Origin of the sequence: Hymenobacter sp. YIM 151500-1, from assembly GCF_025979885.1 — a bacterium.
Taxonomy (GTDB): Bacteria; Bacteroidota; Bacteroidia; order Cytophagales; family Hymenobacteraceae; genus Hymenobacter.
This window is the reverse complement of record NZ_CP110139.1, coordinates 357872-384268: the sequence shown is the minus strand read 5'-3', so window position 1 is coordinate 384268 and position 26397 is coordinate 357872. Positions and strand designations below refer to the sequence as shown.

At 63.4% G+C, this 26397-nt stretch carries 26 protein-coding genes; 18 read left to right on the top strand and 8 right to left on the bottom strand.

Annotated elements, in window-relative coordinates; genetic code table 11:
- Positions 1-206 precede the first annotated feature (206 nt).
- Positions 207-1325 carry an AMP-binding protein gene (locus tag OIS53_RS01530; protein ID WP_264680625.1) on the top strand — a complete coding sequence of 373 codons (1119 nt, stop codon included), beginning with the start codon at positions 207-209 and terminating at the stop codon, positions 1323-1325.
- A gap of 140 nt (positions 1326-1465) precedes the next feature.
- On the opposite strand, the gene OIS53_RS01525 is transcribed toward OIS53_RS01530, so the two are convergent.
- A complete protein-coding gene (locus tag OIS53_RS01525; RefSeq protein ID WP_319805490.1) occupies positions 1466-2002 on the bottom strand; it encodes an REP-associated tyrosine transposase in 537 nt (178 codons plus the stop codon).
- A 255-nt stretch (positions 2003-2257) separates the two neighbouring features.
- On the opposite strand from OIS53_RS01525, the gene OIS53_RS01520 reads away from it, so the two are divergent.
- Together OIS53_RS01520 and OIS53_RS01515 are read left to right on the top strand one after the other, a co-directional pair.
- The gene (locus tag OIS53_RS01520) at positions 2258-4456 is read left to right on the top strand and encodes a dipeptidyl peptidase 3 (protein WP_264680624.1); all 2199 of its coding nucleotides are present in this window, start codon (positions 2258-2260) and stop codon (positions 4454-4456) included.
- Between the two features lie 118 nt (positions 4457-4574).
- Positions 4575-5012, top strand: coding sequence for a hypothetical protein (locus OIS53_RS01515; protein ID WP_264680623.1), 438 nt, complete (start codon positions 4575-4577; stop codon positions 5010-5012).
- Between the two features lie 270 nt (positions 5013-5282).
- On the opposite strand, the gene OIS53_RS01510 is transcribed toward OIS53_RS01515, so the two are convergent.
- Positions 5283-6029, bottom strand: coding sequence for a hypothetical protein (locus OIS53_RS01510; RefSeq protein ID WP_264680622.1), 747 nt, complete (start codon positions 6027-6029; stop codon positions 5283-5285).
- A gap of 172 nt (positions 6030-6201) precedes the next feature.
- On the opposite strand from OIS53_RS01510, the gene OIS53_RS01505 reads away from it, so the two are divergent.
- From OIS53_RS01505 to OIS53_RS01440, 14 genes are all read left to right on the top strand, one after another.
- A complete protein-coding gene (locus OIS53_RS01505; protein WP_264680621.1) occupies positions 6202-6636 on the top strand; it encodes an ABA4-like family protein in 435 nt (144 codons plus the stop codon).
- A 185-nt stretch (positions 6637-6821) separates the two neighbouring features.
- A complete protein-coding gene (locus OIS53_RS01500) occupies positions 6822-7682 on the top strand; it encodes a hypothetical protein (protein WP_264680620.1) in 861 nt (286 codons plus the stop codon).
- A gap of 228 nt (positions 7683-7910) precedes the next feature.
- Positions 7911-8864 (top strand): alpha/beta fold hydrolase, encoded by a 954-nt coding sequence (locus OIS53_RS01495; protein ID WP_264680619.1) that lies wholly within the window; start codon positions 7911-7913, stop codon positions 8862-8864.
- A gap of 14 nt (positions 8865-8878) precedes the next feature.
- Positions 8879-9937 (top strand): sensor histidine kinase, encoded by a 1059-nt coding sequence (locus OIS53_RS01490; protein WP_264680618.1) that lies wholly within the window; start codon positions 8879-8881, stop codon positions 9935-9937.
- Between the two features lie 262 nt (positions 9938-10199).
- The gene (locus tag OIS53_RS01485; RefSeq protein WP_264680617.1) at positions 10200-10985 is read left to right on the top strand and encodes a LytR/AlgR family response regulator transcription factor; all 786 of its coding nucleotides are present in this window, start codon (positions 10200-10202) and stop codon (positions 10983-10985) included.
- Between the two features lie 331 nt (positions 10986-11316).
- Positions 11317-12939: a PQQ-dependent sugar dehydrogenase gene (locus OIS53_RS01480; protein ID WP_264680616.1), complete on the top strand. Its 1623-nt coding sequence runs from the start codon at positions 11317-11319 to the stop codon at positions 12937-12939.
- A gap of 121 nt (positions 12940-13060) precedes the next feature.
- Complete coding sequence (locus tag OIS53_RS01475; RefSeq protein WP_264680615.1) at positions 13061-14260, top strand: Gfo/Idh/MocA family protein; 1200 nt, start codon at positions 13061-13063, stop codon at positions 14258-14260.
- Between the two features lie 307 nt (positions 14261-14567).
- The gene (locus OIS53_RS01470; protein WP_264680614.1) at positions 14568-15224 is read left to right on the top strand and encodes a DinB family protein; all 657 of its coding nucleotides are present in this window, start codon (positions 14568-14570) and stop codon (positions 15222-15224) included.
- Between the two features lie 127 nt (positions 15225-15351).
- The gene (locus tag OIS53_RS01465; RefSeq protein ID WP_264680613.1) at positions 15352-15801 is read left to right on the top strand and encodes a GNAT family N-acetyltransferase; all 450 of its coding nucleotides are present in this window, start codon (positions 15352-15354) and stop codon (positions 15799-15801) included.
- Positions 15802-15938: 137 nt separating this feature from the next.
- A complete protein-coding gene (locus OIS53_RS01460) occupies positions 15939-17270 on the top strand; it encodes a PAS domain-containing protein (protein ID WP_264680612.1) in 1332 nt (443 codons plus the stop codon).
- Positions 17271-17326: 56 nt separating this feature from the next.
- A complete protein-coding gene (locus tag OIS53_RS01455; protein WP_264680611.1) occupies positions 17327-17689 on the top strand; it encodes a hypothetical protein in 363 nt (120 codons plus the stop codon).
- A 78-nt stretch (positions 17690-17767) separates the two neighbouring features.
- On the top strand, positions 17768-18376 hold the full coding sequence (locus OIS53_RS01450) for a hypothetical protein (protein ID WP_264680610.1): 609 nt from the start codon (positions 17768-17770) through the stop codon (positions 18374-18376).
- 218 nt (positions 18377-18594) lie between these two features.
- The gene (locus OIS53_RS01445) at positions 18595-18822 is read left to right on the top strand and encodes a hypothetical protein (protein ID WP_264680609.1); all 228 of its coding nucleotides are present in this window, start codon (positions 18595-18597) and stop codon (positions 18820-18822) included.
- Positions 18823-19092: an MMPL family transporter gene (locus OIS53_RS01440; protein WP_264682291.1), complete on the top strand. Its 270-nt coding sequence runs from the start codon at positions 18823-18825 to the stop codon at positions 19090-19092.
- A gap of 127 nt (positions 19093-19219) precedes the next feature.
- Here the strand turns inward: OIS53_RS01440 and OIS53_RS01435 are convergent, their stop codons facing one another.
- From OIS53_RS01435 to OIS53_RS01425, 3 genes are all read right to left on the bottom strand, one after another.
- Complete coding sequence (locus OIS53_RS01435) at positions 19220-19465, bottom strand: hypothetical protein (protein ID WP_264680608.1); 246 nt, start codon at positions 19463-19465, stop codon at positions 19220-19222.
- 245 nt (positions 19466-19710) lie between these two features.
- A complete protein-coding gene (locus tag OIS53_RS01430; RefSeq protein WP_264680607.1) occupies positions 19711-20112 on the bottom strand; it encodes a DUF6960 family protein in 402 nt (133 codons plus the stop codon).
- A gap of 183 nt (positions 20113-20295) precedes the next feature.
- The gene (locus OIS53_RS01425; protein WP_264680606.1) at positions 20296-20604 is read right to left on the bottom strand and encodes a putative quinol monooxygenase; all 309 of its coding nucleotides are present in this window, start codon (positions 20602-20604) and stop codon (positions 20296-20298) included.
- Between the two features lie 237 nt (positions 20605-20841).
- Between OIS53_RS01425 and OIS53_RS01420 the strand changes: the two genes are divergently transcribed.
- A complete protein-coding gene (locus tag OIS53_RS01420) occupies positions 20842-22662 on the top strand; it encodes an alpha-amylase family glycosyl hydrolase (protein ID WP_264680605.1) in 1821 nt (606 codons plus the stop codon).
- A 240-nt stretch (positions 22663-22902) separates the two neighbouring features.
- Here the strand turns inward: OIS53_RS01420 and OIS53_RS01415 are convergent, their stop codons facing one another.
- The 3 genes from OIS53_RS01415 to OIS53_RS01405 all read right to left on the bottom strand — a co-directional run bounded on the left by OIS53_RS01415 (position 22903) and on the right by OIS53_RS01405 (position 26395).
- A complete protein-coding gene (locus tag OIS53_RS01415) occupies positions 22903-24051 on the bottom strand; it encodes a formylglycine-generating enzyme family protein (protein ID WP_264680604.1) in 1149 nt (382 codons plus the stop codon).
- 173 nt (positions 24052-24224) lie between these two features.
- Positions 24225-24527, bottom strand: a complete 303-nt coding sequence (locus OIS53_RS01410; protein ID WP_264680603.1) for a GIY-YIG nuclease family protein — start codon at positions 24525-24527, stop codon at positions 24225-24227.
- 113 nt (positions 24528-24640) lie between these two features.
- On the bottom strand, positions 24641-26395 hold the full coding sequence (locus OIS53_RS01405; RefSeq protein WP_264680602.1) for a sulfatase-like hydrolase/transferase: 1755 nt from the start codon (positions 26393-26395) through the stop codon (positions 24641-24643).
- Positions 26396-26397 lie beyond the last annotated feature (2 nt).

The following is a 26397-nucleotide window of genomic DNA, read 5'->3' as shown; positions in this document are numbered from 1 at the left end:
TTCGTTGAACAAGCGTTGGAAGTTAGCCAGCGGGAGAGATGCTTCGGCAAGCTCAGCATGACTGTTCTTTTTGTTCGATTGTACGAGTTGTACAACCTGTTCACACCACCTAGCCTAAGCAACGGAATCAGCTTATTTACCAAGCCAGCTTTGGCTTGCGCTGAGCCGTAGAGAGGCATATTTGCGTTCCTCATTTCGTTTGCCCTATGCCCGACACCGCTTCCACTTTGCTTCCCGACTCTCTGCTGCTCAACGGCCGCGAATTCCGCTACGACGACATCCGGCAGTACCCGGCCAACTCTCCCACCGACCTGAACGGCTACGAGGCCCGCGTGCTCGACTTTGTGCGGCAGTGGCTGAACGGGGCCCTGGAGGTTGGCCTCCAGACTTCCGGTTCCACCGGCCAGCCCCAGCGCGTGAGTATGCAGCGGCGGCAGCTCGAAGCCTCGGCCCGCCGCACCGGCGACTATTTCGACCTGGGCCCTGGGGAGCGGCTGCTGGTGTGCCTGAACTGCGAGTTTGTGGGCGGGCTGATGATGCTGGTGCGCGGCCTGGAACGAAACATGCACCTAACCATCGTGGAGCCCCAGGCCGACCCGCTGGCCCTAGTGCCCGCCGACGCCCGGTTCGACTTCACCTCCTTTGTGCCCTTGCAGCTGCGCACGGTGCTGGCCGCCGGCCATGCCCCGCGTCTCAACCAGATGAAGGGCATTCTGGTAGGCGGCGCCTCCGTGGACAAGGCCCTGGAAAAGCAGCTGCAAGCTCTGACCGTGCCCGTGTATCTCACCTACGGCATGACCGAAACGGCCTCCCACGTGGCCCTGCGCCGCCTCAACGGCCCCCAGGCCACGCCCCACTACCGCGCCCTGCCCGGCATCCACCTCGGCCAGGACGCCCGCGGCTGCCTCACCATCCGCGCCGACGTGACCAACGACCAGCTCATCGTCACCAACGACCGGGTGCGCCTGCTGGATGAGCACACCTTCGAGTGGCTGGGCCGCGCCGACTTTGTGATTAATTCTGGGGGCGTGAAGGTGCAGGCTGAGAAGGTAGAGCTGCTGCTGGAAGTAGCCCAGGCCGAGCTGGGCCTACCCCACCGCCGCGCCTTCGTGGCCGCCCGCCCCGATGAGCGCCTGGGCGAGCAGGTAACGGCCTACCTCGAAGGTGCCCCGCTCCCGCCCGAGCAGGAACAGCAGCTCCTGAGCCTGCTGCGCAAGCGCCTGAGCAAGTACGAGCGCCCCCGCCAGATTATCTACGTCCCCGAGTTCCAGACCACCGCCTCCGGCAAACTGGACCGCCTGCGCACCGTGCGGAGCGTGGAGTGAACGGGCGGCAGATGAACTGGCGGCAGACTTAGCCAGCGTAGCTGGCGCGTCTGCCCGCCGAGGAATGGGGCAAGTCTCCCGACTTGCGGCCGCGTAGCGGCCAGCCGGTGCCGCGCCGCCAGGATGCATTGACAATACCCTCACAGCAGCGTAACCGGCAGCAGTGCTTCCAGCCCCGCGTACTGGCTGGCGCTACTGTACAGATAATCCTCTGCCTTATAGCAGATGCCCGCCTGAACCGGATTCTGGTGCGTGTAGTGCAGCCGCTGCCGTAGCATGGTTTCGTTGCGTAGTTCTACCCCGTGGCTGCGCTGCTGCCAGATTTGCACCGTGTGGTTGTTGGAATTAAACTCGCCCTGCTTGCAGAAAATCCACTCTAGCCAAGCGCGGCGGCTCTCCTGCTGGTTGGTATGCAGCGCTTGGAACAGTTGCCGGGATGTGAATTTCTTGAAGTCACGCACCAGGTCAGACAAGTCTTTGCCTTCTGCGGCTCGGCAGATGAGATGCAAATGGTTGGTCATTAGACAAAAGGCAAACAGCTCTAAACCCTTCTTCTCCTGGCAAAACCGCAGGCTGTCGATAACAATATCCTTTACATAGGGCGAGTGAAGATATCGACCTATTCTACCACGGTGAACGTGAGAAAATACAGTCCTTGTTGGTCGCGGACTGGATATGACATGTAGATGTAGTTGCTGAAGCTGAAAGCTATTCTACATATAGGGTATTGTCAATACATCCTGGCGGCGCGGTGCCGGCTGGCCGCTACGCGGCCGCAAGTCGGGAGACTTGCCCCATTTGCCGGCGGGCAGACGCGCCAGCTCTGCTGGCTAAGTCTGCCACCAGGGGCTGCCGGAGGCTCTTAAAATTTTCCCACATCTCACCGGAAATATTAGTTGATTTGTACACCTTCCTTTCACATTGTACAATTCATGAACCGTTCGCGTCTTTCTATAGCGGCGCTGCTGGCTGCCCAACTGGGTAGCGCGTGCTCGGCAGCGCGCAGCACCTCCACCACCCCGACTACCGCCGTTACCCAAGCTACCACCGAAGCTACTGCCAGCCTGCGGGAGAGTACCGCGCCATCCGCAAGGCCGGCCGCGCCGGCTGAAACTCCGGCTCCGGCCCCCGTGGCGCCGCCCGATACGTTTCGGGTGGTGGCCGAGCAGTTTGCCGACCTGCGCGTGCTGCGCTACCGGGTGCCGGGCTTCGAGGCGCTGGAGCCGCGCCAAAAGGAGCTGCTGTACTACCTCTACGAAGCCGGCCTGAGCGGGCGCGACATCATCTACGACCAAAACTACAAGCACAACCTGCGCGTGCGCCGCACCCTGGAGGCCCTGTGGCCGGCCAACCAGCAGCGCCTAACGGCCAGCACCAACCAGAGGGAAATCGACCAGGCGGGCAAGTTTGCCACCTATGCCAAGCGCGTGTGGTTCTCCAACGGCATTCATCACCACTACAGCACCCGCAAGTTTGTGCCCGAGTGCACCAAGGAGTTTTTCCGGGAGCTGGTGTTTGCCACCGACTCCAAGCGCCTGCCCCTGGAGCCGGGCGAGTCGGTAACCCGGTTTCTCAACACCATGACCTCCATCCTGTTCGACCCCAACGTGGCGCCCAAGCGCGTGAACCTGGAGGCCGGCAAGGACCTGGTGCGCACCTCGGCCAACAACTATTACGAGAACCTGACCCAGGCCGAGGTGGAGGCCTTCTACCGCAAGAAAATCAACAAGAAAGACGCCCAGCCCATTTCCTACGGCCTCAACTCCAAGCTGGTCAAGGACAAGCAGAGCCGCATTGTGGAGCGGGTGTGGAAAACCGACGGCCTATACGGCAAGGCCCTGAGCCAGGTGGTGTTCTGGCTGGAGAAAGCCGCCGCCGTGGCCGACACGCCCGAGCAGAAGCTGGCCCTGGAAAAGCTGATTCAGTACTACCAGACCGGCGACCTGAAAACCTGGGACGAGTACAACGTGGCCTGGGTGCACGACACGCAGTCGAGGACCGACGTGGTGAACGGCTTTATCGAGGTGTACGGCGACCCGCTGGGCTACCGCGCGGCCTACGAGTCGGTGGTGTCGTTCAAGGACCTGGAGGCCACCAAGCGCATTCGGGCCATCGGCGACGAGGCCCAGTGGTTTGAGGACAACTCCCCCATCAAGCCCGAGCACCGCAAGCAAAACGTGGTGGGCATCACGGCCAAGGTAATTACGGTGGTGGGCGAGAGCGGCGACGCGGCCCCGGCCACGCCCATCGGCATCAACCTGCCCAACGCCACCTGGATTCGCAAAGAGCACGGCTCGAAGTCGGTGAACCTGGGCAACATCGTGGACGCCTACGCTGCCGCCGACGCGGGCGGGCTGCTGGAAGAGTTTGCCCTGGACGAAGCCGAGAAGCAGCGGGCCCGCCAGTACGCCGGCCTGGCCGGCAAGCTCCACACCGACATGCACGAGGTCATCGGGCACGCCTCGGGGCAGATTAACCCCGGCGTGGGCACGCCCAAGGAAACCCTGAAAAGCTACGCCTCGGCCCTGGAAGAAGCCCGCGCCGACCTGGTGGCCCTCTACTACTTGCTGGACGACAAGCTGGTGCAGCTGGGCGTGATGCCCAGCCTGGAAGTGGGCCGGGCCCAGTACGACAACTACATTCGCAACGGCCTGATGACCCAGCTGGTGCGCCTGCAACTGGGCGAAACCGTGGAGGAAGCCCACATGCGCAACCGCCAAATGGTGGCGAAATGGGCCCTGGAGAAAGGGCAGAAGGACAAAGTAATAGAGCGCCTGACGCGCGACGGCAAAACCTACTTCCGCGTGAACGACTACGCCAAGCTGCGCCAGCTATTCGGGCAGCTCTTGCGCGAAACCCAGCGCATCACCAGCGAAGGCGACTACGCCGCGGCCAAGACCCTCATCGAAACCTACGGCGTGAAGGTGGACGCCGCCCTGCATAAGGAAGTGCTGGCCCGCTACCAGAAGCTGGGCATTGCGCCCTACGCCGGCTTCATTCAGCCCCGCCTGGTGCCCGTGGTGGCGCCCGGTGGCAAAATCACCGACGTGAAGCTGGAATACCCCACCAACTTCGCTCAGCAGATGCTAGACTACGGCCGCAAGTACCGCCTGCTGCCGAATTACAACTAACAGCGCAGAGTAGGCAAATGAAGCTGATTGCTCAGTTCTACCACTTTCATCTGTGGAATCAACTTCATCTGTCCACTCTGCGCTTATTTTTTCACTAACCATAACACATTCCAACTGTATGAAACACCTCTCCTCCCGCTTGCTCCTGACCGCCGCGCTCAGCCTGCCAGCGGCGCTGGCCCAAGCCCAGACTGGCTCACAATCCGCTCAGGCGGTTGCTCCGCAGCCGGTGCGCTACGAGTTTTGTGAGCTGATGCGCACCACCTACGTGAACGTGGACAAACCCGAAAAAGAGAAGGGCACTGACATTTACGTGGACTTCGGCTACGGCTACGAGAAGCTGGGCGGCTCGGAGCAGATAAAGCGCGAGGCCGGCAAGATTCAGGTGTTTGCCACCACCATCAGCGCCCTCAACTACATGGGCTCGTTGGGCTGGGAAATCGTGCAGATTCTGGAAGAGCCCAATAACTACAACAGCGGCGTACCCACCGAATACGTGCGGCGCTACGTACTGCGCCGTCCCCTGTCGGCCAAAGCCATAGCCGTACCGAGGTAAAAATGAGTGAAGGAAGGAATGAGTAGATGAGTGAATGAGGGCGTGTCATTGCGAGGCGCAGCCGAAGCAATCCATCCTTGTCAGCGTGAAAAGCTCTGACCTGCTCCAAAACCTTTCACCTGCCCAAATACACCGAAGCCCCTGATACTAGCACAGCGTCAAGGGCTTCGGTGTATTCGGACGTTTGGCTCTCTGACAAGTACGGATTGCTTCGGCTGTGCCTCGCAATGACACGCCCTCATTCACTCATTTACTCATTCCTTCCTTTACTCATTTCCCCCAGTCCTCGCGCCGCAGGCCGCGCTGGGAGAAGAGGCGCTGGCGGCCGCGCACTACTTTGTACAGGTCGCCGAGAAAGAGCTTGACGCGGCCAGTGAAGATGACCCCGCTAAGCTGGTCTTCGAGCTGGTCGTTGACGAATACCATTTGGCGGTAGCCGGCCCCGGCGCCCAGGCCAATCCACCGGAACACCCGGAAGTGGCTCATGGCCGTAGGCTCCACCATGTAAATCAGCTCTTTGGGGCTGCGCTGCACGCTGCCGTCGGGCAGGTAATACTTGCTGTAGAAATTGCCCACGCCCAGCTGTAGGGGCACGCTCAGCTCCCAGCGCGGGTTGCCGATGAGCACGTATTCGCCGTAGGCCGACACGTAGCGGAAGCGCAGCTCGTCGCGGGTGGCGGCGGGCAGGGCTGCCGGCACCCCGCCCCGCGTGGGCACCCCGCCCGAAAGCAGGTACACGCCCAGGCCCGCCCGCCAGCGGCCCCGCCATTCCACGCCGGCCTTCAGCCCATTGATGCCCACCAGCTTGCCTTGCAGCAGCGAAAAACGCTGATCAAACTGAAACACCGGCCGTCGGTGGGCCTGGCGCACGAAGGTCGTATCGTCGGTGGCGGCGCTGGGGGCCAGGGCTGGGCGGACCGTAGCTCGGGGGGCGGCCCAGGCGGGCATACTTCGGCCCAGCCCCAGAGTACCCAGGGCCAGGCTAACCCAGCAAGTCAGTTGTTGCGCGGTAGTCACGGCGCAAGGTACGCCCTACCGCCTAGCAGGTTGCCGCCGCGTGGGGTAGCCCAGGTACGTTTCACCCCCAGCGGGGCGGCACTTCACCCCGGCAGGCGGCGGCTTCACCGCGGTTGGGCGCGGGCTTTCGGGCTTTTCGGCGGATGTTTGGCCTGCTTAATCTGCTTTCATTATGACCCTCACGCCCGATTCCTTATTTTCCCTGGCCAACACGGTAGCCCTGCTGGGCTGGGCCCTGCTGGTGGTGGCGCCGCGCTGGGTTATTACGCGCCGCGTGGTGCTTAGTGGGGCCTTGCCCCTGGTGCTGGCCGCCGCTTACGCCGCGCTGCTGGGGGCGCACTACCTGGGCCCGCGGGCTACGGAGGGCGGCTTCAGTACCCTGGCCGAGGTGGCGTTGCTGTTCAAAAGCCCCTGGGGCCTGCTCACGGGCTGGGTGCACTACCTGTGCTTTGATATGGCCGTGGGCATTTGGGAAAGCCACGACGCCCGCCGCCGCGGCCTGCCCCACTTGCTGCTGGTGCCCTGCCTGGTGCTTACGTTTCTGTTTGGGCCCCTGGGCCTGCTGCTCTACGCGCTGGTGCGGCGGTTTTATGGAATGAGTGAATGAGTGGATGAGTGAATGCGCGGGTGATTCAGCGCACGACGTCAGCACGCGAGGCGGTTCGGCTCCGCGGACGCCAGATGAAGCAGGACGGGTTTTAGCCTGCTACAAGCTCAGCCTCAGCTGCTGCCGCACTTTCTCGAAGTCATCTGTCCGGTATCTTACCTTACACCTGCTTACTGCTTCTTGCCATGTCTACTTCTCTGCTGACCAACCTGCCTGCTTCCTCTCCTTCGGCTGCGGCGGCCGGTGCTGGGAGTGCCGCCAGCGAATGGCTGCGGCGGCTGCACCGCGCCAACCCGGTGCTCAGCCTTACCGGCTGGCTGCACGTGGGCCTGCTGGGCCTGGCGCTGGTGCTACTGCCCTTCGACCAGCGCACCGTCACGGGCTTGCCCGTATGGATTAAACCTCTGAAGTTCAGCTTGTCGGTGGTGGCGTATGTGTGGACGCTGGGCTGGCTGCTGGCGGGCTTGCCGGCTTCGGTGGGGCGGGCGGTGCGCCTCATCAGCCGGGGCGTGGCCCTGAGCATGGTAGTCGAAATCGGCTGCATCTTCACCCAGGCTGTTCGCGGCACCACCTCCCACTTCAACGCCGCCACGCCGCTGGATGGGGCCTTGTTTGGGCTGATGGGCGTGATGATTGTACTGAACACCGCCCTGACCGGGTGGGCCGTGTACCTGGTGTGGCGGCACCGGCCGCCGGGCCCCAGCGGCTACGTGTGGGGCGTACGGCTGGGGCTGCTGTTGTTTCTGGTGGGCTCGGTGCTGGGCGGCATGATGATTCGGCTGAATCAGCACACCGTGGGCGCCCCCGACGGCGGCCCCGGCCTGCCGGGCCTGGGCTGGAGCACCCGCGCCGGCGACCTGCGCATTGCCCACTTTCTGGGCCTGCATGCCTTGCAGGTGGTGCCTCTGCTGGGCTGGTGGCTAAGCCGCCACCTCCCGCGCCGGGCCGCCCTGCTCACCTGGCTGGGTGCCCTAGCCTACGCCGGACTCGTGGCGGCGCTGTTTGCCCAGGCCCTGGCGGGCCAGCCACTGCTGGCGCTGCGTTAGCATCAGCTGCAAGCTGTAAGCCTCAAGCTGCAAGCTTCAGGCTTACAGCTTGCAGCTTGAGGCTTACAGCTTGCAGCTGATTACAGCAGCTTCACGGTTCGCCTTTACCGCTTCACCCCGCTACCTGGCTGCTTGACCTCGTTTGGGCTGTTTTCGCCGGCGGATTTTGGGGATGTTTGATTCGCCACTGCGGCTTCGTCTAGTCTTCCACCACACGTTTCCCTTGCCATGACTGCCTTCCGCTTCTCTCGCCTGTGTTTCTGGTTTGCCGCGCTGTGTCTGCTGCTTTCGGCCCCCCTCGCCGCCCAAAACCGGCCGGCCCCGCTCACCAACGGCTCCTTTACTCTGCTCACCTCCGACTCGGTGCGGCTGCACGTGCGGGTGGCGGGGCGGGGCACGCCCTGCGTGTTTGTGCACGGCGGGCCAGGAGCAGGCAGCTACTCGTTTGAGAAGCTCGGCGGCCACCGCCTCGAAGACCCGCTGCGCCTGATTTACTTCGACCAGCGCGGCAGCTGTCGTTCCAGTAGTCCCCGCCGCCCCAACTACTCCATGGCGCGCATGGTGCAGGATTTGGAGGAGCTGCGCCAGCACCTGGGCCTGGAGCGCTGGGTGGTGATGGCCCATTCTTTTGGGGCTACCATAGCCACGGCCTACGCTGCGGCCCATCCGCAGCGGGTGCAGGGGCTGGTGCTGCTGAATGCCGTCCTTAATCCGGTAGCGTCCCTGGATAGCACCGCGCAGTACGGCGCCTCGCTGCTGCCACCCGCCGCTCGGCCTGCCCCCACTTTGCCGGCCATGCAGCGCGTGGGCATGGTGATGGGCGCGCTTCAGCAGCAAAAGCTGGCCTACCAGCTCCAGTTTTCCTCCGACACGCTGGCCGCCCGCGCCGGCCGCCTGACCCAGGGCGGCCCCGCCACCCCCAACCGCGACTTTGCCACCCAGGTGTTCAGCGGCCAGTTGCCCGACTACGGCCGCGACTATGTGCCCACGACGGCCACCATTACCCTGCCCGTGCTGGTCATCGTGGGCCAGGACGACCACATCACCGGAGCCGGCCCGCGCACCTTCCGGTTTCCGAAGCAGCAGGTAGTGGTACTACCCGGCAAGCACAACTCGTTTTTGGAGCAGCCCGTGCGGTTTCGGCAGGCGGTGGTTAGCTTCGTGCAGCAGCTTCCCCGCTAACGCTACCCTACGACGTGCCGCCACCTCTGCCGCCCCCCGCCCGCGCCCTGCCGGTGCTTAATGACCGGCGGTTTCTGCTGCTGGGCATCCCCACGCTGGCCGTGCTGGTGCTCTTGCCGCGGGGGCTGCTGCGCGTTACCTCCGTAGCCGAGTTTCTGGGCACCTGGGGCGTGTCGCTGGTGTTTACCACCGTGTTTTGGCTGACTGGCCGCGCCCTGTGGTTTGCGCTGTTCCGCCGCCTGCCGCTGGTGGAGCAAACCCGGCGCCGCCTGTGGCTGCTGGCCATCATCAACACGGCCATTACGGCCCTCGTGACGGTGGGCCTGTGCACGGGCCTGGCCCTGTTGCATGGCTCGGGAGCCTGGCTTACTCCGGCGGCCCTGCTCGGGGAGTTTGGCCTGAACATGGTGCCCACGGTGGTTATTCAGCTCATCTACGAAAGCTGGCATTTCTTTCGGCAGTGGGAAGACAACGTGCGCCGCACCGAGCAGCTGCAAAGAGCCGGGGTGCAGAGCCAGCTCGAAGCCCTGCAAAACCAGCTCGACCCGCACTTTCTGTTCAACTCCCTCAATACACTCTCGGCCCTCATCGAACCCGACAACGAGCCGGCTCAGCAGTTTGTGGAGCAGCTCTCCGACGTGTACCGCTACGTGCTGCTGGCCCGCACCGCGCCCACCGTGCCCCTGCGCGAGGAGCTAGCCTTCGTAGATACCTACCTGGCCTTGCACCAGGCTCGCTTCGGCGACAAGCTGCGCGTGACGCGGGCCGTGCCGCCGGCCGCCCTGGCTGCCCGCGTGGCCCCCTTGAGCGTGCAGTTGCTCGTCGAAAATGCCCTCAAGCACAACGTAGCCTCGCGCGAGTTTCCGCTGGAGCTGCACCTGTCCGCCGACCCCACCGCCGGCTACTTCACCGTCGAAAACACGCTGCGTCCCCGCCCCGCCGGGCTGGCCCCCGGCACTGGCACCGGCCTAGCCAACGTGCGCCACCGCTACGAGCTGCTGCGCGCCCCCCGCCCCGTGGCAGTCTGCACCGACCACGGCCGCTTCCGGGTGCAGCTGCCGTTGCTGATGTAGGAGCTTAGGGACTTGGGGACTTAGGGTCTTAGATGACGTTCTGGTGTATCTTGTCGTCATCCTGAGCCAAGCCTGTGGCGCATCAAGTAATAGATGCAGGTCTTTGATTACAGTAGAATGGCATGTTTGCGCCGCGTAGTCGTTCTTCGTCCAGTCGTTCTGCTGCTTGTCGTTCTAAGTGCATAAGTTCCTCCGGCTGCGGCTTAGGATGACAGCCGTTTTCTGCCTGAACGTCATCTAAGACCCTAAGCCCCTAACAACCATGCTCGTCCTGCTGCTTGAAGACGAATACCCGGCGGCGGAGCGGCTGCAGCGCGTGCTGCGGCAGGCTGCCCCCGATGCCCAGGTGGCCGCCGTGCTGGACAGCGTGGCCGGTGCCTTGCAGTGGCTGGAGCAAAACCCCGCCCCGGACCTGATTCTGAGTGACATTCAGCTGGCCGATGGCCTCAGCCTGGAGGTGTTTGAGCAGACGGTAGTGCGCAGCCCGGTCATCTTCACCACTGCTTACGACGCCTACGCCATCCGGGCCTTCAAGGCCAACAGCGTAGATTACCTGCTCAAGCCCGTGAAGCTGGCCGAGCTAACGGCAGCCCTTACCAAGCTGCGCGAGTGGCGCACACTCACCCCTGCCGCGCCTGCCGCAGCCCCCGATTCGGCCCAGCGGCTGGAGCGCCTGCTCGATAGCCTGCCCCGGCCGGCCCGCCAGTACAAAACCCGCTTTCTGGTGCGCCAGGGTGAGCAGCTGCTGCCGCTGCCTGCTACCCAAGTGGCCTGGTTTCAGAGCCGCCACGAAACCACCACTCTCGCCACCCAGGACGGCCGCCGCTTCGTCATCGACTACACCTTGGAGCAGCTGGAGCAGCTACTGGACCCGCGCCAGTTCTTTCGCCTCAACCGCCAGTTTCTGGCCCAGCTGCCGGCCGTGCAGCGCCTGCACCCCCACTTCAACGGCAAGCTCAAGCTCGACCTGCATCCCGCCCCCACCGATGAGGTGCTGGTGAGCCGCGAAAAAGCCACCGCCCTCAAGCAGTGGCTGGAAGAACTGTAGGGGCGCGTTGCACGCGCCCAGCCGTTGAACGCTGGCCTGCACTGTAACGCGAAGTTTTACTTCGCGACCCGTCCGCACCGTTGTGCTTTTCCTGATAACATAGTCCTGACAGGTCGCGAAGTGTCGCGAAGTAAAACTTCGCGTTCCATGACCGGACTCAGCTATAACATAAAACCTTGTCGGAGAGTAAGGGGAACCGCTTAACGACAATGCAATGATGACAAGGTGGTGGAGGCTCGTGCTGTGCTGGAGCGTGGGCTTGGCAGTAGCGCAAAACGGAGCGGCTCAAACGGTGACCGGGCCGCTGGGAGAACGATTTACGCGACGCGTGGTGGCCCAAGGGCTCAGCGACCCGTGGGAAGTCACCTACGGCCCCGACAACATGCTGTGGGTGACCGAAGCCCGCGGCTACCGTGTCAGCCGCCTCGACCCCGCCACCGGCGCCCGCCGGGTGCTGCTCGACCTGAGCCGAGCCCGCCAGTTTCCGCGCTACGACCGTATTCCGGATGCGGTGGACGGCGGCAAGCCCTGGCCCCAGGGCGGGCTGATGGGCCTGGCCCTACACCCTCGGCTGCTCAGCGGCAAGCCCTACGTGTACCTGGCCTACATCGACCGGCACGCCGGGGCCGGGCGGCCGGGCAACGGCGGCGCCCCTAACTACGGCGGCCACTTCTTCACGGCCCGGCTGGTGCGCTACGAGTACGATGCCGCGGCTCACACCCTCGTTCGGCCCGTAATGCTCTGCGACAGTATTCCGGCCAGCAACGACCACAACGCCGGCCGCCTGCTGCTGGCCCCGGTGGCCGGCCGCACCTACCTGTTCTACACCGTGGGCGACCTGGGCGCGGGGCAGTTTGAAAACGGCGGCCGGCCCAACCACGCTCAGGACCCCGGCCGCTACGAGGGCAAGGTGCTGCGCTTCAACGCCGAGCCCGACACCGACGCCGGCCCCTACGACCCGTGGATACCCAACGACAATCCGTTCGGCAGCGGGCCGCGGCAGAGTGCCGTCTGGAGCTTGGGCCACCGCAACCCCCAGGGCCTGGCCTACGCCATGGTGGGCGGCACCGGGCGGCTGTACGCCTCGGAGCACGGCCCCTTCTCCGACGAGGAAATCAACCTGATCGAGCGAGGCCGCAACTACGGCCACCCGCTGGTAATTGGCCTGGCCGATGGCAACTACAACGGCCTGGCCGCCGCAGCCTCGGCCCACTCCACGCTGCCGGGCCCCTGGCACACCACCTACCCCACCATCGGCAGCGAGCAGGCCAACGCAGCGGCCCTGGGCCCTGCCTACCGCAACCCCATTGCCACACTCTACCCGCTCAGCAACGAGCTTCTGACCACCGTCCTCACCCGCACCCGCGCCCAGAGCCCCGACGAGCCTACCTGGAACTCGGAGGCGCCCAGCTCCCTCGACGTGTACTCGGCCGCGGCCATTCCCGGCTGGCAGCATTCGTTGCTGGTGCCCACGCTGAAGAAAGGCAAGCTGATTCGGTTGAAGCTGGCGCCCGACGGCGCGGCCGTGGCCTCCGACACACTTACCTACTTCCGGGCGCCGGTGCGCTACCGCGACCTGGCCCTCAGCCCCGATGGCACCCGGCTCTACCTGGCCACCGACAGCTCGTCTATCACCTCGGGGCCCACGGCAGAAACAGGGCCCAAAGGAGCCGCCTGCAAAGGCTGCATCATCGAGTTCCGCTACCTAAGCGGGGGCACGGCCGCTGCGCCGCCCAGGGCCCCGGCTCCCCTCAGCCCCGACCACGCCTTGCAGCAGGTTACGGCGCTGGTCAGAGGTCTGTCGGCCAAAGACCAGCGCATCCGGCGGGCCGGCCTGCCCGCGGAGCAGCAGCCCGTGTTCGATCTGCTGCTCAAGCCCACCCTTACCGCCCCGGAGAAAGCCAGGGTGCGGCAGCAGGCCCCGGCCCTGCTGGCCGGCTTGCGGCAGCAATAAGCGGATGCAGGCTGCGCTGGTGGCGGTATTGCTTACTTGTTTTCTACATCTGCCGCTGAAGACAACCAGCAGGCCCTCAGCAGAGTACAGGTAGTAGTAGCAACCGTAAACTGTCTGGCGTATGCATTCTTTTCGGAACATAGCCCCTCCCTCCCGCCGGGAGTTTGTACGTACCCTTTCGCTGGGGCTGGGAGCCACGCTGCTAGGCAGCTCGGCCCTGGCTCAGCAGCTGGCGTGGCTGACGGAAGCGGGCTACGGGCCGGCCAGCCTGGACGCCTGGCAAACCGGCCGCAAGCTGGGCGTGGCCCTGGTGGGCCTGGGCAAGTACAGCGCCGGGCAGCTGGCGCCGGCCTTGCAGCAAACCCAGCTCTGCCGCCTGGCCGGCATCGTGACGGGCACGCCGGCCAAGGCAACGCAGTGGCAGCAGCAGTACAACCTGCCCGAAAAAAATAGCTACGACTATAAGACCTTCGACCGAATTGCCGACAACCCGGACATCGACATTGTGTACGTGGTGCTGCCGGTGGGCATGCACGCCGAGTACGTGGAGCGGGCGGCGCGGGCCGGCAAGCACGTCATCTGCGAGAAGCCCATGGCGCCCACTGCCGACGACTGCCGCCGCATGATTGCGGCCATGCAAAAAGCCGGCAAGAAGCTGAGCATCGGCTACCGCCTGCACTTCGAGCCCCACCATCAGGAAATGATGCGCCTGGGCCAGCAGCAGGTGCTGGGGCCGGTGCGCAAGCTGCTGGCCGACAACGGCTTCCGCTTCAACAACGACACGCCCTGGCGGGTAGACAAGGAGCTGGCCGGCGGCGGGCCGCTCATGGACATGGGCATCTATTGCGTGCAGGGCGTCATCTACACCAAAGGCGAGCTGCCGACGTCGGTTACCGCCAAGTTCGCCCCGAAAACCGACCCCGTGCTGTTCAAGGAAGTGGAAGCCGGGGTAAGCTGGCAGATGCAGTTTGCCGATGGTGCCGTGGCCGACTGCCGCACCAGCTACGCCGAGAACCTGAACAGCCGCCTGCGCGCCGAAGCCGCCAACGGCTGGATGGAGCTGCAGCCCGCCTTCGGCTACGGCGGCCTCCGGGGCCGCACCAGCCAGGGCCCCATGAACCTGCAAAACGTGCCTCAGCAAGCCCGCCAGATGGACGACTTCGCCGACTGCGTCCTTAACAACAAGCCCACCCGCGTGCCTGGCGAAATGGGCCTGCGCGACGTGCAAATTCTGCAAGCCATCTACCGCGCTGCCGAAACCGGCCAGAAGGTTTCCACCAAAGACGTGGTGGCCGTGCTGGACAAAGCTGGAAGCCGCTAGCCCAGCCCGTACCTGCCGCAACTGCAGGAGTTAGGGTTAGTAAGTTAGTTTCCTCCCTGGCAAGGAGCGGAACTAGCTCTAATCGCCTCACCCCCACCCCTCTCCGAAAAGGAGAGGGGCTCTAGATTCTAGTTGACGTTCTTTCATCATCAACTCCCCCTCCCTGCTAAGGAAGGGAACTGGCTCCCGTGCCGGTGTCCGCAGCCTGAGCAAGCTACAAGCTAAAACTAGAGCCCCCTCTCCCCCGGAGAGGGGGTTGGGGGTGAGGCAAACGAAGGCTAGAAACCACACCTAACTTTCTCTTTGTATGAAAACAACGTCTGTGTCGCGGCGGCGCTTTGTGCAGAGTGCTGCTGGTGCTGCTACCGGTGTGGTGTTGTTTCCGGCTCTGGCCTGCTCTACTGGCACTCCTTCGGCTCCCGCCGACAACTCAAACCTCGTCGGGCCGCTGCCGGGCTACTCCCCGCAAATCGGGACACTGGTTTCGATGATGCACTGGATGCGCGGGGTAGTGCTCAGTTCCGTGCAAAGCCTCGGCCAGTCCCAGCTCGACCACCTGTTCGACCCCCAGGCCAATATCATCGGGGCCATGTTGCTTCACCTGGCCGCCACCGAAGCATTCTACCAGGCTACCACCTTCGATGGCCGCAACGGCTACAATGCCCAGGAGCAAAAACGCTGGGGTGCGGTCATGGGCCTGGGCCCAGCCGGGCGCCACGCCATCAAAGGCCAGGACCTGCCCTACTACCTCGCCACCTTGCAGGAAGTGCGGGAGAAAACCCTCACCGAGCTACGCCGGCGCGACGACGCCTGGCTGGCCGCCGTGGACCCGGCCTTCTTCGGCAATCAGCCCACCAACAACTACTGCAAGTGGTTTCACGTGGTGGAACACGAATCCAACCACAATGGGCAGATTAAGTGGCTGAAAAGCCGCCTGCCGGGTGCTAAGCCCGCCGAAGAATAGCGCCCGTTGCACCAAGCCCACCTACCACAACTGGTTTCCACTGGTTTCCACCGGTTTCCACCGGTTTCCACCGGTTTCTGCGGTCCGCCTACCATCTTTGCGGCTGTTGCTGTTTGCCTTCTTTTGCATGACCCTGACCTGGACCACTAAGCCTTTCGCCGACCTCAGCCTGGCCGAGCTGTACGCCCTGTTGCAGCTGCGCTCCGAAGTATTTGTGGTGGAGCAGACCTGCGCCTTTCAGGATATTGACGGGCAGGACCAGGCGGCCACCCACCTGCTGGGCCACACGCCGGCCGGGGAGCTGGCAGCCTATGCCCGGCTGTTCGGGCCCGGCATCAGCTACCCCGAGGCCAGCATTGGGCGGGTGGTGGTGAGCCCCCGGCTGCGGCGCTACGGCCTGGGGCGGGAGCTGCTGCGCCAGGCCCTGGACCAGTGCACGGCCCTGTTTGGCGCCCAGCCCATCCAGATTGGGGCCCAGCTCTACCTCCAGGATTTCTACGAAAGCTTCGGCTTCCGGCAGCAGGGCCCCGGCTACCTCGAAGACGGCATTCCGCACATTCACATGGTGCGGCCCTGAGCTTTGCCGGGCCAATAAGGGCCGACCGGACCCGACTTTTTGTCGCTTGCTCTTTGGTAGTATCAGGGTCTGGTGCAGTTTTTGAGGCCCGCGCGGAGCCGAGCCAACCAGCCGGCGGCTTTCTTGCTGCTTTTTGTATGCCTGATTCTGCTTTTCCCGTTGACTATCAACGACTGTTCCGGTCGTTGCCCGAGAACTTCCTGCTGATTGCCCCGGACGAGGCGGCCACCATCGTCGACAACACCGACAGCCACGTGGCCGTGTCGTTGAAAAGCCGGGAGGAAGCCGTAGGTAAGCCGTTTTTTGAAGCCTACCCCGCCACCGACGAAGCCTCGGCCGCCGTCATTCGGGAGTCGCATGAGCATGTGCGCCGCCACCGGGAGGCCCACACCATGCCCCTGATTCGCTACGACCTGGAGCGCCCCGCCGACCAGGGCGGCGGCCTGGAGGAGCTGTACTGGCAGGCCACGCACTACCCCGTGCTCAGCCCTACCGGGCAGCTGGAGTTTATCTTGCAGCGCACCCAAAACGTAACGGCCCAGGTGCTGGCCGAACGGGAAGCCGCCCGCATCGCCCAGGAGCTGGCCGAAGCGCAGCAGCGTAACACCTTCATCCTGGAAACGCTGCCCGTCATGGTGTGGACCAACCGCGCCGACGGCACTCCCGACTTCTACAACCGCCGCTGGGAAGATTTCACGGGCCGGTCGGCGGCGGAGGGCATCGAGTGGCAGTCCTCGCCCGGCCTGGTGCACCCCGACGACGAAGCCCACCTGCTCCAGGCCTGGCAGCAGGGCGTGGCCAGCGGCCAGGAGTACCAGCTGGAGTTTCGCCTGCGCCGCCACGACGGGCAGTACCGCTGGGTGCTGGCCCGCAACACGCCCCGCCTCGACGCCGCCGGCCAGGTGACCATGTGGGTGGGCTGCGGCACCGACATCCACGACCAGAAAACCATGGTGCAGGAGCTGCTGGAAGCCAACGAGCAGCAGGCTGCCCTTTCCGACCAAGCCTACGAGGCCAGCCAGGAAGCCCGGCGCCAGCGCGAAATCCTGTACAACCTGTTTATGCAGGCCCCGGCCGTCATTTCCATCGGCCGCGGCCCCGAGCACCGCCACGAGTTTGTGAACCCGCTGTACGAGCAGGTGTTTGCGGGCCGGGAGCTGCTGGGCCGCACGGCTGCCGAGGTAATTCCGGAAGCCGAAAGCCAAGGCTTCATTGCCCTCCTCGACCATGTGTACCAAACTGGCGAGCCATTTGTGGGGCGCGAGGTGGGCTTCACGATTGTTGACCCCGTGACGGGCCAGGGCACGGAGCGGTTCTTCAACGTTACGTACTTGCCGGTGCGTGAGAATGGGCAGATTGTGGGCATTTCGCACTTTTCCTACGATGTAACTGAGCTTGTAGAAGCTCGCCGGGCCTTGGCCGCGCTGGGCCACTCCTCGGCGCCGGGCGCCGCGCCCACCCTGCCGTAGCTAGCTGTGGTTGTTGGTTTATGTTTCGCTTTTGACGCTGGCCTCGGCCGCCTGCTATGGAATTAACCCCGCTGGATTTTCAGCAAGCCAGGATCAAACAAGTGCTGTTTAAGTCGCGGCTGCGCTCCGTACTGTACGGCGTGCGCGAAGCCGACCCAACCTTGTTTTCCGTGCGCGACAATCCGCTGGGCCAGTGGCTGCAAGCCATTGTGAAACCGAAGTACGGGGCCCACCCCGAGGTGCCGCAGCTGGAGCAGCTGGTGCAGCAGATGCTGACCACCGGGGCCTCCCTGGTGCAGCAGTACCAGCGCGGCCGCATCGAAGAGGCCCGCACCGGCCTGTCGCAGATTGACAGCTTTGCCGACCGGATTGAGGCCAGCCTACAGGCCCTGGAGAAGAAGGTAGGCCGCGCCGCCTAGGCATCCGGGGCGCTGGATATTTGCTGACTTTTTGCGAGTATTGAGCAGCAGCCGGCCCAGGCTTTATCCGGCTCTTGCTTGTCTATGATCATCTACGGCTACCGCACTTCCCACCTGCTCACCGAACCTGTTGCGGGCAGCTGCCCTACCTGCGCCACCCCCGATGCCCTGCGCGTAAGCGTGTTTGGACGCTATGCCCACGTGTACTGGGTGCCGCTGTTTCCGCTGGGCAAAACCGGAGCCTCGGAGTGCGGGCACTGCCGGCAGGTGCTGCCGAGCAAGGAAATGACGCCGGAGCTAAAGCAGAGCTTCCAAGAAGTGAAGCAGCGGACCCGGGCGCCGTGGTGGCACTTTGTGGGGCTCTTGCTGCTGGCCGCGGCCATCGGCTGGGGCCTGATTGCCAGCAGCAACGACCAGCGCGACAATCAGTCGTTTATCTCGACGCCCCACAAGGGCGACCTGTACCACATTCGCACCGAAAACGGCCACTACTCCCTACTGAAAGTGCAGGAGGTAACCGGCAACAGCGTGAAGCTGCTGGCCAATACCTACGAAATCGACAAGCTGACCAAGGTCGACGAGCTGAACAAGCCCGAAAACTTCGCCCCCGAGCCCGTGGAGCTAACCCGCTACGACCTGCGGATTATGCTGGAGAAAGACGAAATCGTGGACGTGGAGCGGCCGTAGGTTCGCATAGGGTTCTTTCTGTTATTTCCCGGCTTGACCAGCGCCTCCGGGTGTAAACCAACAGTACCGTTGGTTTACACCCGGAGGCGCCACCAGTTGTGAGCTCCGCGTTTGGCGCACGCATGGGTAGGTAATGGGCTTCCGTAGAGCCTCTTTCACGGATTCAGAGGGTTAGTGTTTTCGGCAGCAGGAACCGCCTTACCGCTCTGAAAAGTCTGATGTTAGCCTGGGTGGCAGTGCTGATTTTCGGCCTGGTGTGGGTGTTTGTGGGCAGCTTGCGCCTGGCCCTGCTCACGCTGGTTCCGAACCTGCTGCCCGTACTGTTGCTGCTGGGCCTGATGGGCTGGGCGGGCATTGCCCTGGACACGGCTACGGTCAGTATTGCCGCCATCGTGCTCAGCCTCTGCACCGACGACACCGTGCATTTTGTGCACCACTACCGCTAGCTGCGCCGCCGCGGCCACGCCCCGGCCACCGCCCACCGGACTACCGTGGCCCACGTGGGCCCCACCATTGTGCTGTCCAGCGCCGTGCTGTGTGCCGGCTATCTGGTCCTGACCCTGGCTAGCTTAAAAACGGTAGTCTTGTTCGGGGTGCTTACGGCCACGGCCATTGCGGCAGCATTTTATGCCGAGCTGTTCGTGTTTCCGCTGCTGCTGGCCCGCTTCGATTCTGAGCCGCCCTCTCGCCCGGAAGTTGCCGAGCAACCGCACTAGCAACAGGAGCTACGAAAGGCCAGGAAGGTTTACTTCTGAGGATATTGTTTGTCTTCTGCGTAAGCTCCCATCCTAGGCTGTTTAGTTCTTATTTCCTGGACACACGGCCTGGTTGCGTGCCACGCACCTACAGCTCCTCCGGCAGCCGGATGGCGTCGAGGTAGTCGTGCAGGCCGCCGGGGTGCTGGAAGAGGTGGATAAAGAGGATCTGGTCCTCGCCCCACTGGCACCATTCTTCGGCGTAGAAGTCGCCCAGCGCAAACAGGCGCAGGCGGAAACTGTCCTGGCGGCGTTCGGCCAGCAAGTGCCCCTGCCGACGCAGATGCTCGGCCTGGCGGTACATGTGCAGTTGCTTAAACTCCGCGTATTTCATGGATAGCCCTCTCAACCCGAAGATACGATTCCCCGGTTCCAGAATGGTGAGACGAGCAGCTCCAGCGGGGCGGCATATCGGTAGCAAGCTAGGAATCAGTAGAAACGACCAAGCCCCAGCGGGGCGGCACCCATCGTCCGCAGACGGTAGGTGTCGCCCTGCTGGGGCTTGATGCACCCAAGAGGTGTCGCTTTTTCGACTGATATACTGTCCCGCTAGGGCTGCTCGTCTTACTATTTCACCGCTCACCCCGGCCGCAGTTCGTTGGCTTCAAACACGCGCTTCACTTTGCGCTTTTTCTCTACCAGTTGAAAGCGGAAGGTATCGGTGGCTTCGTGGTGAAATACGTCCGAAATCAGGCCCCGGTGGGGTGGGCGGCCGGGCTCGGGGCGAGCCTCCACTACCAGGTCGCCGAAGCTGAACGGGGGCTTCACGTACAGCTCCTTGAACAGCTCGGGGCTCACCAAAAACTGCTGCTCATCGTAGCGCAGCACAATCCAGTCGTCGTTTTCGTCGATTTTCTCGAACAGCTTGCCCACCGGCTCCAGCCACTCGAAGGTGCGGCGGTTGGCGGGGTGAATATAACGGTAGCCGTATTCGGGCATCCAGCCATACAGGCCGTAGATGACGGGTTTGGTGCGGGGCATTGTGAAATACTAAGAGCGGACAAAGGTCAGTAAAAACCCGTATCCGCTCTTGAAAGTTGCCCGAGACGTCGGGGGCCAGCCGGCAGCCGCGTAGCGCCGGGCCAGGGTCTTGCCCACGCTGCCGGTTCCTATGCCGCCAATGGTCATATACCCGAAAAGACCACAAGCAAACCAGGCGTTTCGTCAGCTCCTAGCGCCGGCAATGCCTACGGAGTTGTAGTGGTTCATTTCCTGAATGCTGGTAAAAAACGGCCCAACATGCCGCACGAAGGCCTGAAACTCGGCGCTTGTGCGAAAGCCGTTCAGGTGGTCGTCCAGCGAAGTCCACTCAATGCGCCAGATGAAGTTATCCGGTGTTTCGTGGCAGTGCGTCACCTCGTAGCGCAGGCACGCCGGGTAGGTCTGTAAAATGGCGCAGGCTTGCTGCATGGCTTGCAGGAAGGCCGGTTGCTGGTCGGGCGCAATGCTGTAGCGGATGTATTCTACTATCATGGCTGTAAGCTAAGGAATTGTGTAGCAGCTTTTTGTCCTATCGCCCCAGGGTTTTTGATGAGCAAACAAGCCGTTTCGGCGCCGGAGAAGTTCTGCTGGCCGGTGATAAGACTGCTGTATCGCACGACAAATCTCTGAATCACAATGCGTTACTGCTCAGACCCATAACCTGAGCGGTAGGTCAGCAGTAGAAGCAGCTACTGTTGACCTTTTGCCCTCCTTTCCTTGCACAACCGAATGCCCGAAACTGACTTATCCACCACCCCGGCCCTGCAAGCCGGTCTGGGGGCCCTGCCCCACGAGCACGGCACCACGTTCCGGGTGTGGGCGCCCCACGCCACGGCCGTTGCGCTGGTGGGCCCGTTCAACGACTTTGACCCCGCCACTCACCCGCTTCTGCCCGAAGCCAACGGCTACTGGGCCGCCGACTTTGAGGACCTGGGCCCCGGCACCGAGTATAAGTTTCACTTGACCACGCCCGCCGGCGAGCTGCTCCGCAACGACCCCTACGCCCGCGAAGTCACCCACTCGGCCGGCAACTCGGTGGTGCCCATGCTGACGTTCGACTGGGACGAGGATGCTTTTCAGATGCCGGCCTGGAACGAGCTGGTTATCTACGAGCTGCACGTGGGCACCTTCCACGCTCCCGAACCGGGCAAAATCGGTACGTTTCTGACGGCCATCGACAAGCTGGATTACTTGCAACAGCTGGGCATCAACGCCGTCGAAATCATGCCGGCTACTGAGTTTCCGGGCTCTTTGAGCTGGGGCTACAATCCGGCCCATCCCTTCGCCATCGAAACCGACTACGGCGGGCCCCTGGCCTTCAAGGAGTTTATCAAGCAGGCCCACCGCCGCGGCATTGCCGTCATTCTGGACGTGGTGTACAACCACTTCGGGCCCGGCGACCTGGATTTGTGGCACTTCGACGGCTGGCAGCAGCAGCCTGACCGGGGCGGCATCTACTTCTACAATGACTGGCGGGCCGAAACGCCCTGGGGCCACAACCGCCCCGACTATGGCCGCGAAGAGGTGCGCCGCTACATCCGCGACAATGCCTTGATGTGGCTGGAAGACTACCGCGTGGATGGGCTGCGCTGCGACTCCATCTCCCACATCCGCAACGTGCACGGCTCCAACGACCCCGAGCACGACTTGCCCGAGGGCTGGAGCCTGATGCGCTGGATCAACGAGGAAGTGCAGGCCCGCATGCCCTGGAAAATCATGATTGCCGAGGACTTGCAGGGCAATGAGTACATCACCAAAACTTTTGAGGAGGGCGGGCAGGGCTTCTCGACGCAGTGGGACGCGGCCTTCGTGGGCATTGTGCGCGAGGCCCTGATAACCCCCGACGATGCCCACCGCAACCTGCCCGCCGTAGCCGGTACCCTGGCCTACCGCTACAACTACGACGCCTTCCACCGCGTCATCTACACCGAAAGCCACGACGAAGTGGCCAACGGCAAACGCCGGGTGCCCGAGGAAATCATGCCCGGCGAGGCCCACACCTGGTTTCCGAAGAAACGCGCCACCCTAGGCGCCGCCCTGGTATTCACGGCGCCCGGCATCCCGATGCTGTTTCAGGGCCAGGAGTTTCTGCAGGACGGCTACTTCTCCGACGACCAGCCCCTGCGCTGGAAACGGGCCCGCCAGCACGCCGGCCTGGTGGCCCTGTACCGCGACCTGATCCGGCTGCGGCGCAACGTGGCCGGCACTACCCGCGGCCTGCTGGGCCAGTACACCGAGGTGCACCACCTCAACGACGACGACAAAATTCTGGCCTTTATCCGCCGCGACCAGGGCGGCCCCGGCGACACCACCGTGGTGCTCTGCAACTTCGCCGACCGAGCCCACGCGGCCTACACCATCGGGCTGCCCCGCGGTGGCCAGTGGCGGGTGCGCTTCAACTCCGACTGGGAAGGCTACGACCAGGAGTTCGGCAACTACGAAAGCGTGGACACCGAGGCCGAGGAAGGCATCTACGACGACCAGCCCTTCCACGGCACCTTTGGGCTGGGGCCGTATTCAGTGCTAATTTTGTCGCAGGAGCCAGCCTAGCCCTACTTCAGGCACTAGGCTGTTGAAACTAGAGCAAAAGCAAGAGACGCGTCGTCCTTTAAGCAGGAAGATGACCGTCATGCTGAGCGGAGGCGCAGCCGCAGTCGAAGCATCTCCCCGCTTCGTTGCACTGCTAATCAGTTAGCCAGCGGGAGAGATGCTTCGACAAGCGGACGTCAGATAGAGCATGACGTTCTGTCGACTTCCTAAACAGCTTTATTCCTGAGCAGCCTCGCTGCCTTACTGCGCCGCCAGGTCCCTGACGCAGCGAAATCCGGCGTGGGACAAGCCCGTGTCGGGGCTGGCTTTCATGCGGGCGGCTACGCGGTAGCTGCTGCAGTAGGAGTCGTGGCAGAGGAAGGACCCGCCGCGCTGCACCCGCTTGGGCACGGTGGGCTCGTCGGGGTCGTAGCTGCTGCTGGGGCCCTGGGGGTTCTGCACGCCTTCGGGCCGGTTGATGGTCTGGTAGTAAGTGGGGCGGTACCAGTCGGCGCACCATTCCCACACGTTGCCGGCCATGTCGTAGAGGCCGTAGCCGTTGGGGGCAAAGGTTTTGACCGGCGCCGCCCCGTAGAAACCGTCGCGCTGGGTATTGCGGTTTGGGAACTCGCCCTGCCAGGAGTTGGCCTTGGGCTGGCCGGCGTCCACGGGCTCGTTGCCCCAGGGGTACACGGCGTTTTGCTGTCCGCCGCGGGCGGCCCACTCCCACTCGGCCTCAGTGGGCAGGCGCTTGCCGGCCCAGCGGGCGTAGGCCTGGGCGTCGTCCCAGCTGATGTGCACCACCGGCCAGGTATCCTTGCCCGCTAGGCTGCTGCCGGGGCCGTCGGGGTGCTGCCAGTCGGCGCCGGCCACCCAGCGCCACCACTGCCCGGCGTTGTCCAGGGGCACTGGGCGGCTGGGCGCCGTGAACACCAGGGAGCTGGCCACCAGCACGCTGTCGGGCGGGCGGGGCGTACCGGCGGGCAGCTGCTTTTTCATTTCCTCCCAGTCGGGCTTCCGCTCGGCGGTGGTGCGGTAGCTGGTGGCCTGCACAAACTGCCGGAACTGGGCGTTGGTGACTTCGTGGGCATCCATCCAGAAACCCGCTACCGTGACGCGGTGCTTGGGCTTCTCGTCGGGGCGGGCCTGGTCGTTGTCGGCGCCCATGCTGAACGTGCCCCCCGGAATCCGCACCATACCCTCGGTGGAAGCCTTACCCGCGCTGACCGGCTGGGCTGGCGCGGCGGCCGAACCAGCCAACCGGTTGGGCAGGCCCTGGTGGCAGGAAGTTGCCGCCGTGCTGTCCTTGCCCGCGGCATCCGTCGTCTTCGACGCTTTTGCGCCAGAATGTTGCTGCTGGCACGCACCCAGTCCTACGGAGAGTACCACGGCGGTTCGGGTCGTGGCCACAAGCCAAGACCAGCCAGTTATATGAGCCACTTGCTGCTGTTTTAGCACTGTTTTAAAAGAAAGATAGATGCTATACCTGTCTACTGCCACTATCGACCCTACCGGTAGCCTGCTTTCGGCGGGCCTTCCACCGGCTGGCACCCGCTGCTGAGGTGCCGGCCGGTGGGGATGTGCTAGGCTTTTCGGCCGCCGCGCCAGGTGTACGGGTTTATCGTTTCCCAGGCCCGATTGAAGGCCGTGATGAGAGCCTCCTTTTTGGCTCTGGTCCAGCCCTGCAACTGCTTTTTGCGCACAATGGCCTGGAGCGCGTCAGGACAGACCTCAAAATACACCAATCGGTCGGCTTGGTAGAGGCTGGTGAACTTGCCCTCGGTACCCCGGCCACGCTGGTGATGGTTCAGCCGGCGCGACAGGTCGTTGGTCATGCCGATGTAAAGCACAGTGCGGGTTAGGTTAGTGAGAATGTAAACGTACATATCCTGCGGAAAGAAAGCGGGCGGGTTGAACTTGGCAAAGCGTGGTATGAAACTTCATGATCAAGTAGTTATGCTGCTGACTACCCCCACAACCGCTGCTTGCCGCGCTGGCACTAGTGCTTCTGCAAGGCCTGCGTTTTCACGCGGGGTCCCTTTTCGACGCGCAACTGGTAGAGGCCGGCTTTCTGCTGCGACAGGTCCAGCGGCAGCCACTCCTGGCCCTGGTAGGTGAGCTGGCGCACGGTTCTACCGATGCCATCTACCACGCGAACGGAGGCTCCGGTCCAGGTCTGCGGGTCGAGCTGCACATGGAAGATGCCTTCGCTCGGGTTCGGGAACACGGCCAGCGTCGTCTCGGCCTCAGCGTCATCGGCAGCGCGGCTCGGCTGAGGCGCGGCACCGCGGGCGGCGGTGCTAATCTTGGCGGCTTCGGCGGCCTGGACTTTCAGGGCGTCGGTGAGCTGCTGGTCGAGCTGCTTCACCAGGTTGGGGTCGGCGGTGCCGATGATGTTTTTCTTCTCCAGCGGGTCGGTTTCATGGTCGTACAGTTCGCGGGCTATAACCACCGAGGGGTTGGGCTGCTCCTGCCAGCGCGTGAAGCGGTAACGCGGCGTGCGCATGGAGTAGCCCATGATGTTGATTTTACGGTCGTCCTGCCAGCGCGGGAACTGGCTGAACACGGCCGGCTTGGCCGCGGCGGTAGTGTTGGTCACGAATAGGTGCTTGAAGCTGGTGCCTTGCAGGTGGGCCGGCTTGGTCAGGCCCGTCAGGTCGCAGAGCGTAGGGTACAGGTCCAGCAGCTCCACCTGCTGCCGGCGCTTCTGGTTGCCGGGCGCGCCGGGTACGTCCATGATGAGGGGCACGCGGGTGTCCAGCTCAAAGTTGGTGAACTTGCCCCACTGGCCCAGCTCGCCCAGCTTGAAGCCGTGGTCGGCCACCAGCACAATGATGGTGTTTTCGCGCAGGTTCAGGCGGTCCAGCTCGTTGATAACCCGGCCGATCTGCTCGTCGGTGTGGCTGATGGCCGCGAAGTAAGCCCGGCGCAGGTCCTTGGCTACGTTACCTGTAAATGGTCCTTGCGGCTGGCTTTCCATGTCATTGTAGCCGCGGAACTCTTGCAGGCCGGAGCCCCCCAGGGCAATGCTGGGTATGTCCTTCGGAAGCTGGACGTAATCAGCGGGCGGCAATAGTACGTTCGGGTACTTGCCCCAGTGTTTTTGCGGCACCACGAAGGGCAGGTGGGGCCGGCTCATACCCACAGCCAGGAAGAACGGCTTGCCACCGTCCTTCAGCTGCGCCAGCGTAGCCACAGCTTTGCTGGCCGTTATGCCATCCTTGAATAAGTTGTCCGGCTTGTCTACTACCTGAATAGCATTGCCATCATCCACTACTTTCCCGGCGGGGTCAGCCAAGCTCGCTGCCTTACCATTCCAGGACTGGTCGTCTTCCTGATGAAAGACTTTGCCCACCCGCACCGTAGTGTAACCATTGTTGGTGAAAATCTGGGGCAGCGTCACAACATTGGCCAGGGCCGGCGTCGTGCGGAAGTACTTGTGTATGTCGTACACCTTGGTGACATCGGGGCGGGTACCGGTGAGCATGCTGGCCCGTGAGGGCGTGCACACTGCTTGCTGGCAATGCGCCTGCTGAAACTGCACTGCGCTGCCGGCCAGCTTGTCGATGTTGGGGGTGCTCATGTGCTCGACGCCGTAGCTTTTCAGCTCCGGCCGCAGGTCGTCGACGTAGAAGAACAGCACGTTGTACTTCTTGACTTCCTGCGCCGAGAGGCTGGCTGGCAGCCCCAGCAGGCAGCTCAGGGCCAGCATACGCGGCCAGCGGGCTGCAGCAGACAAGACAAAGTATTTCATGA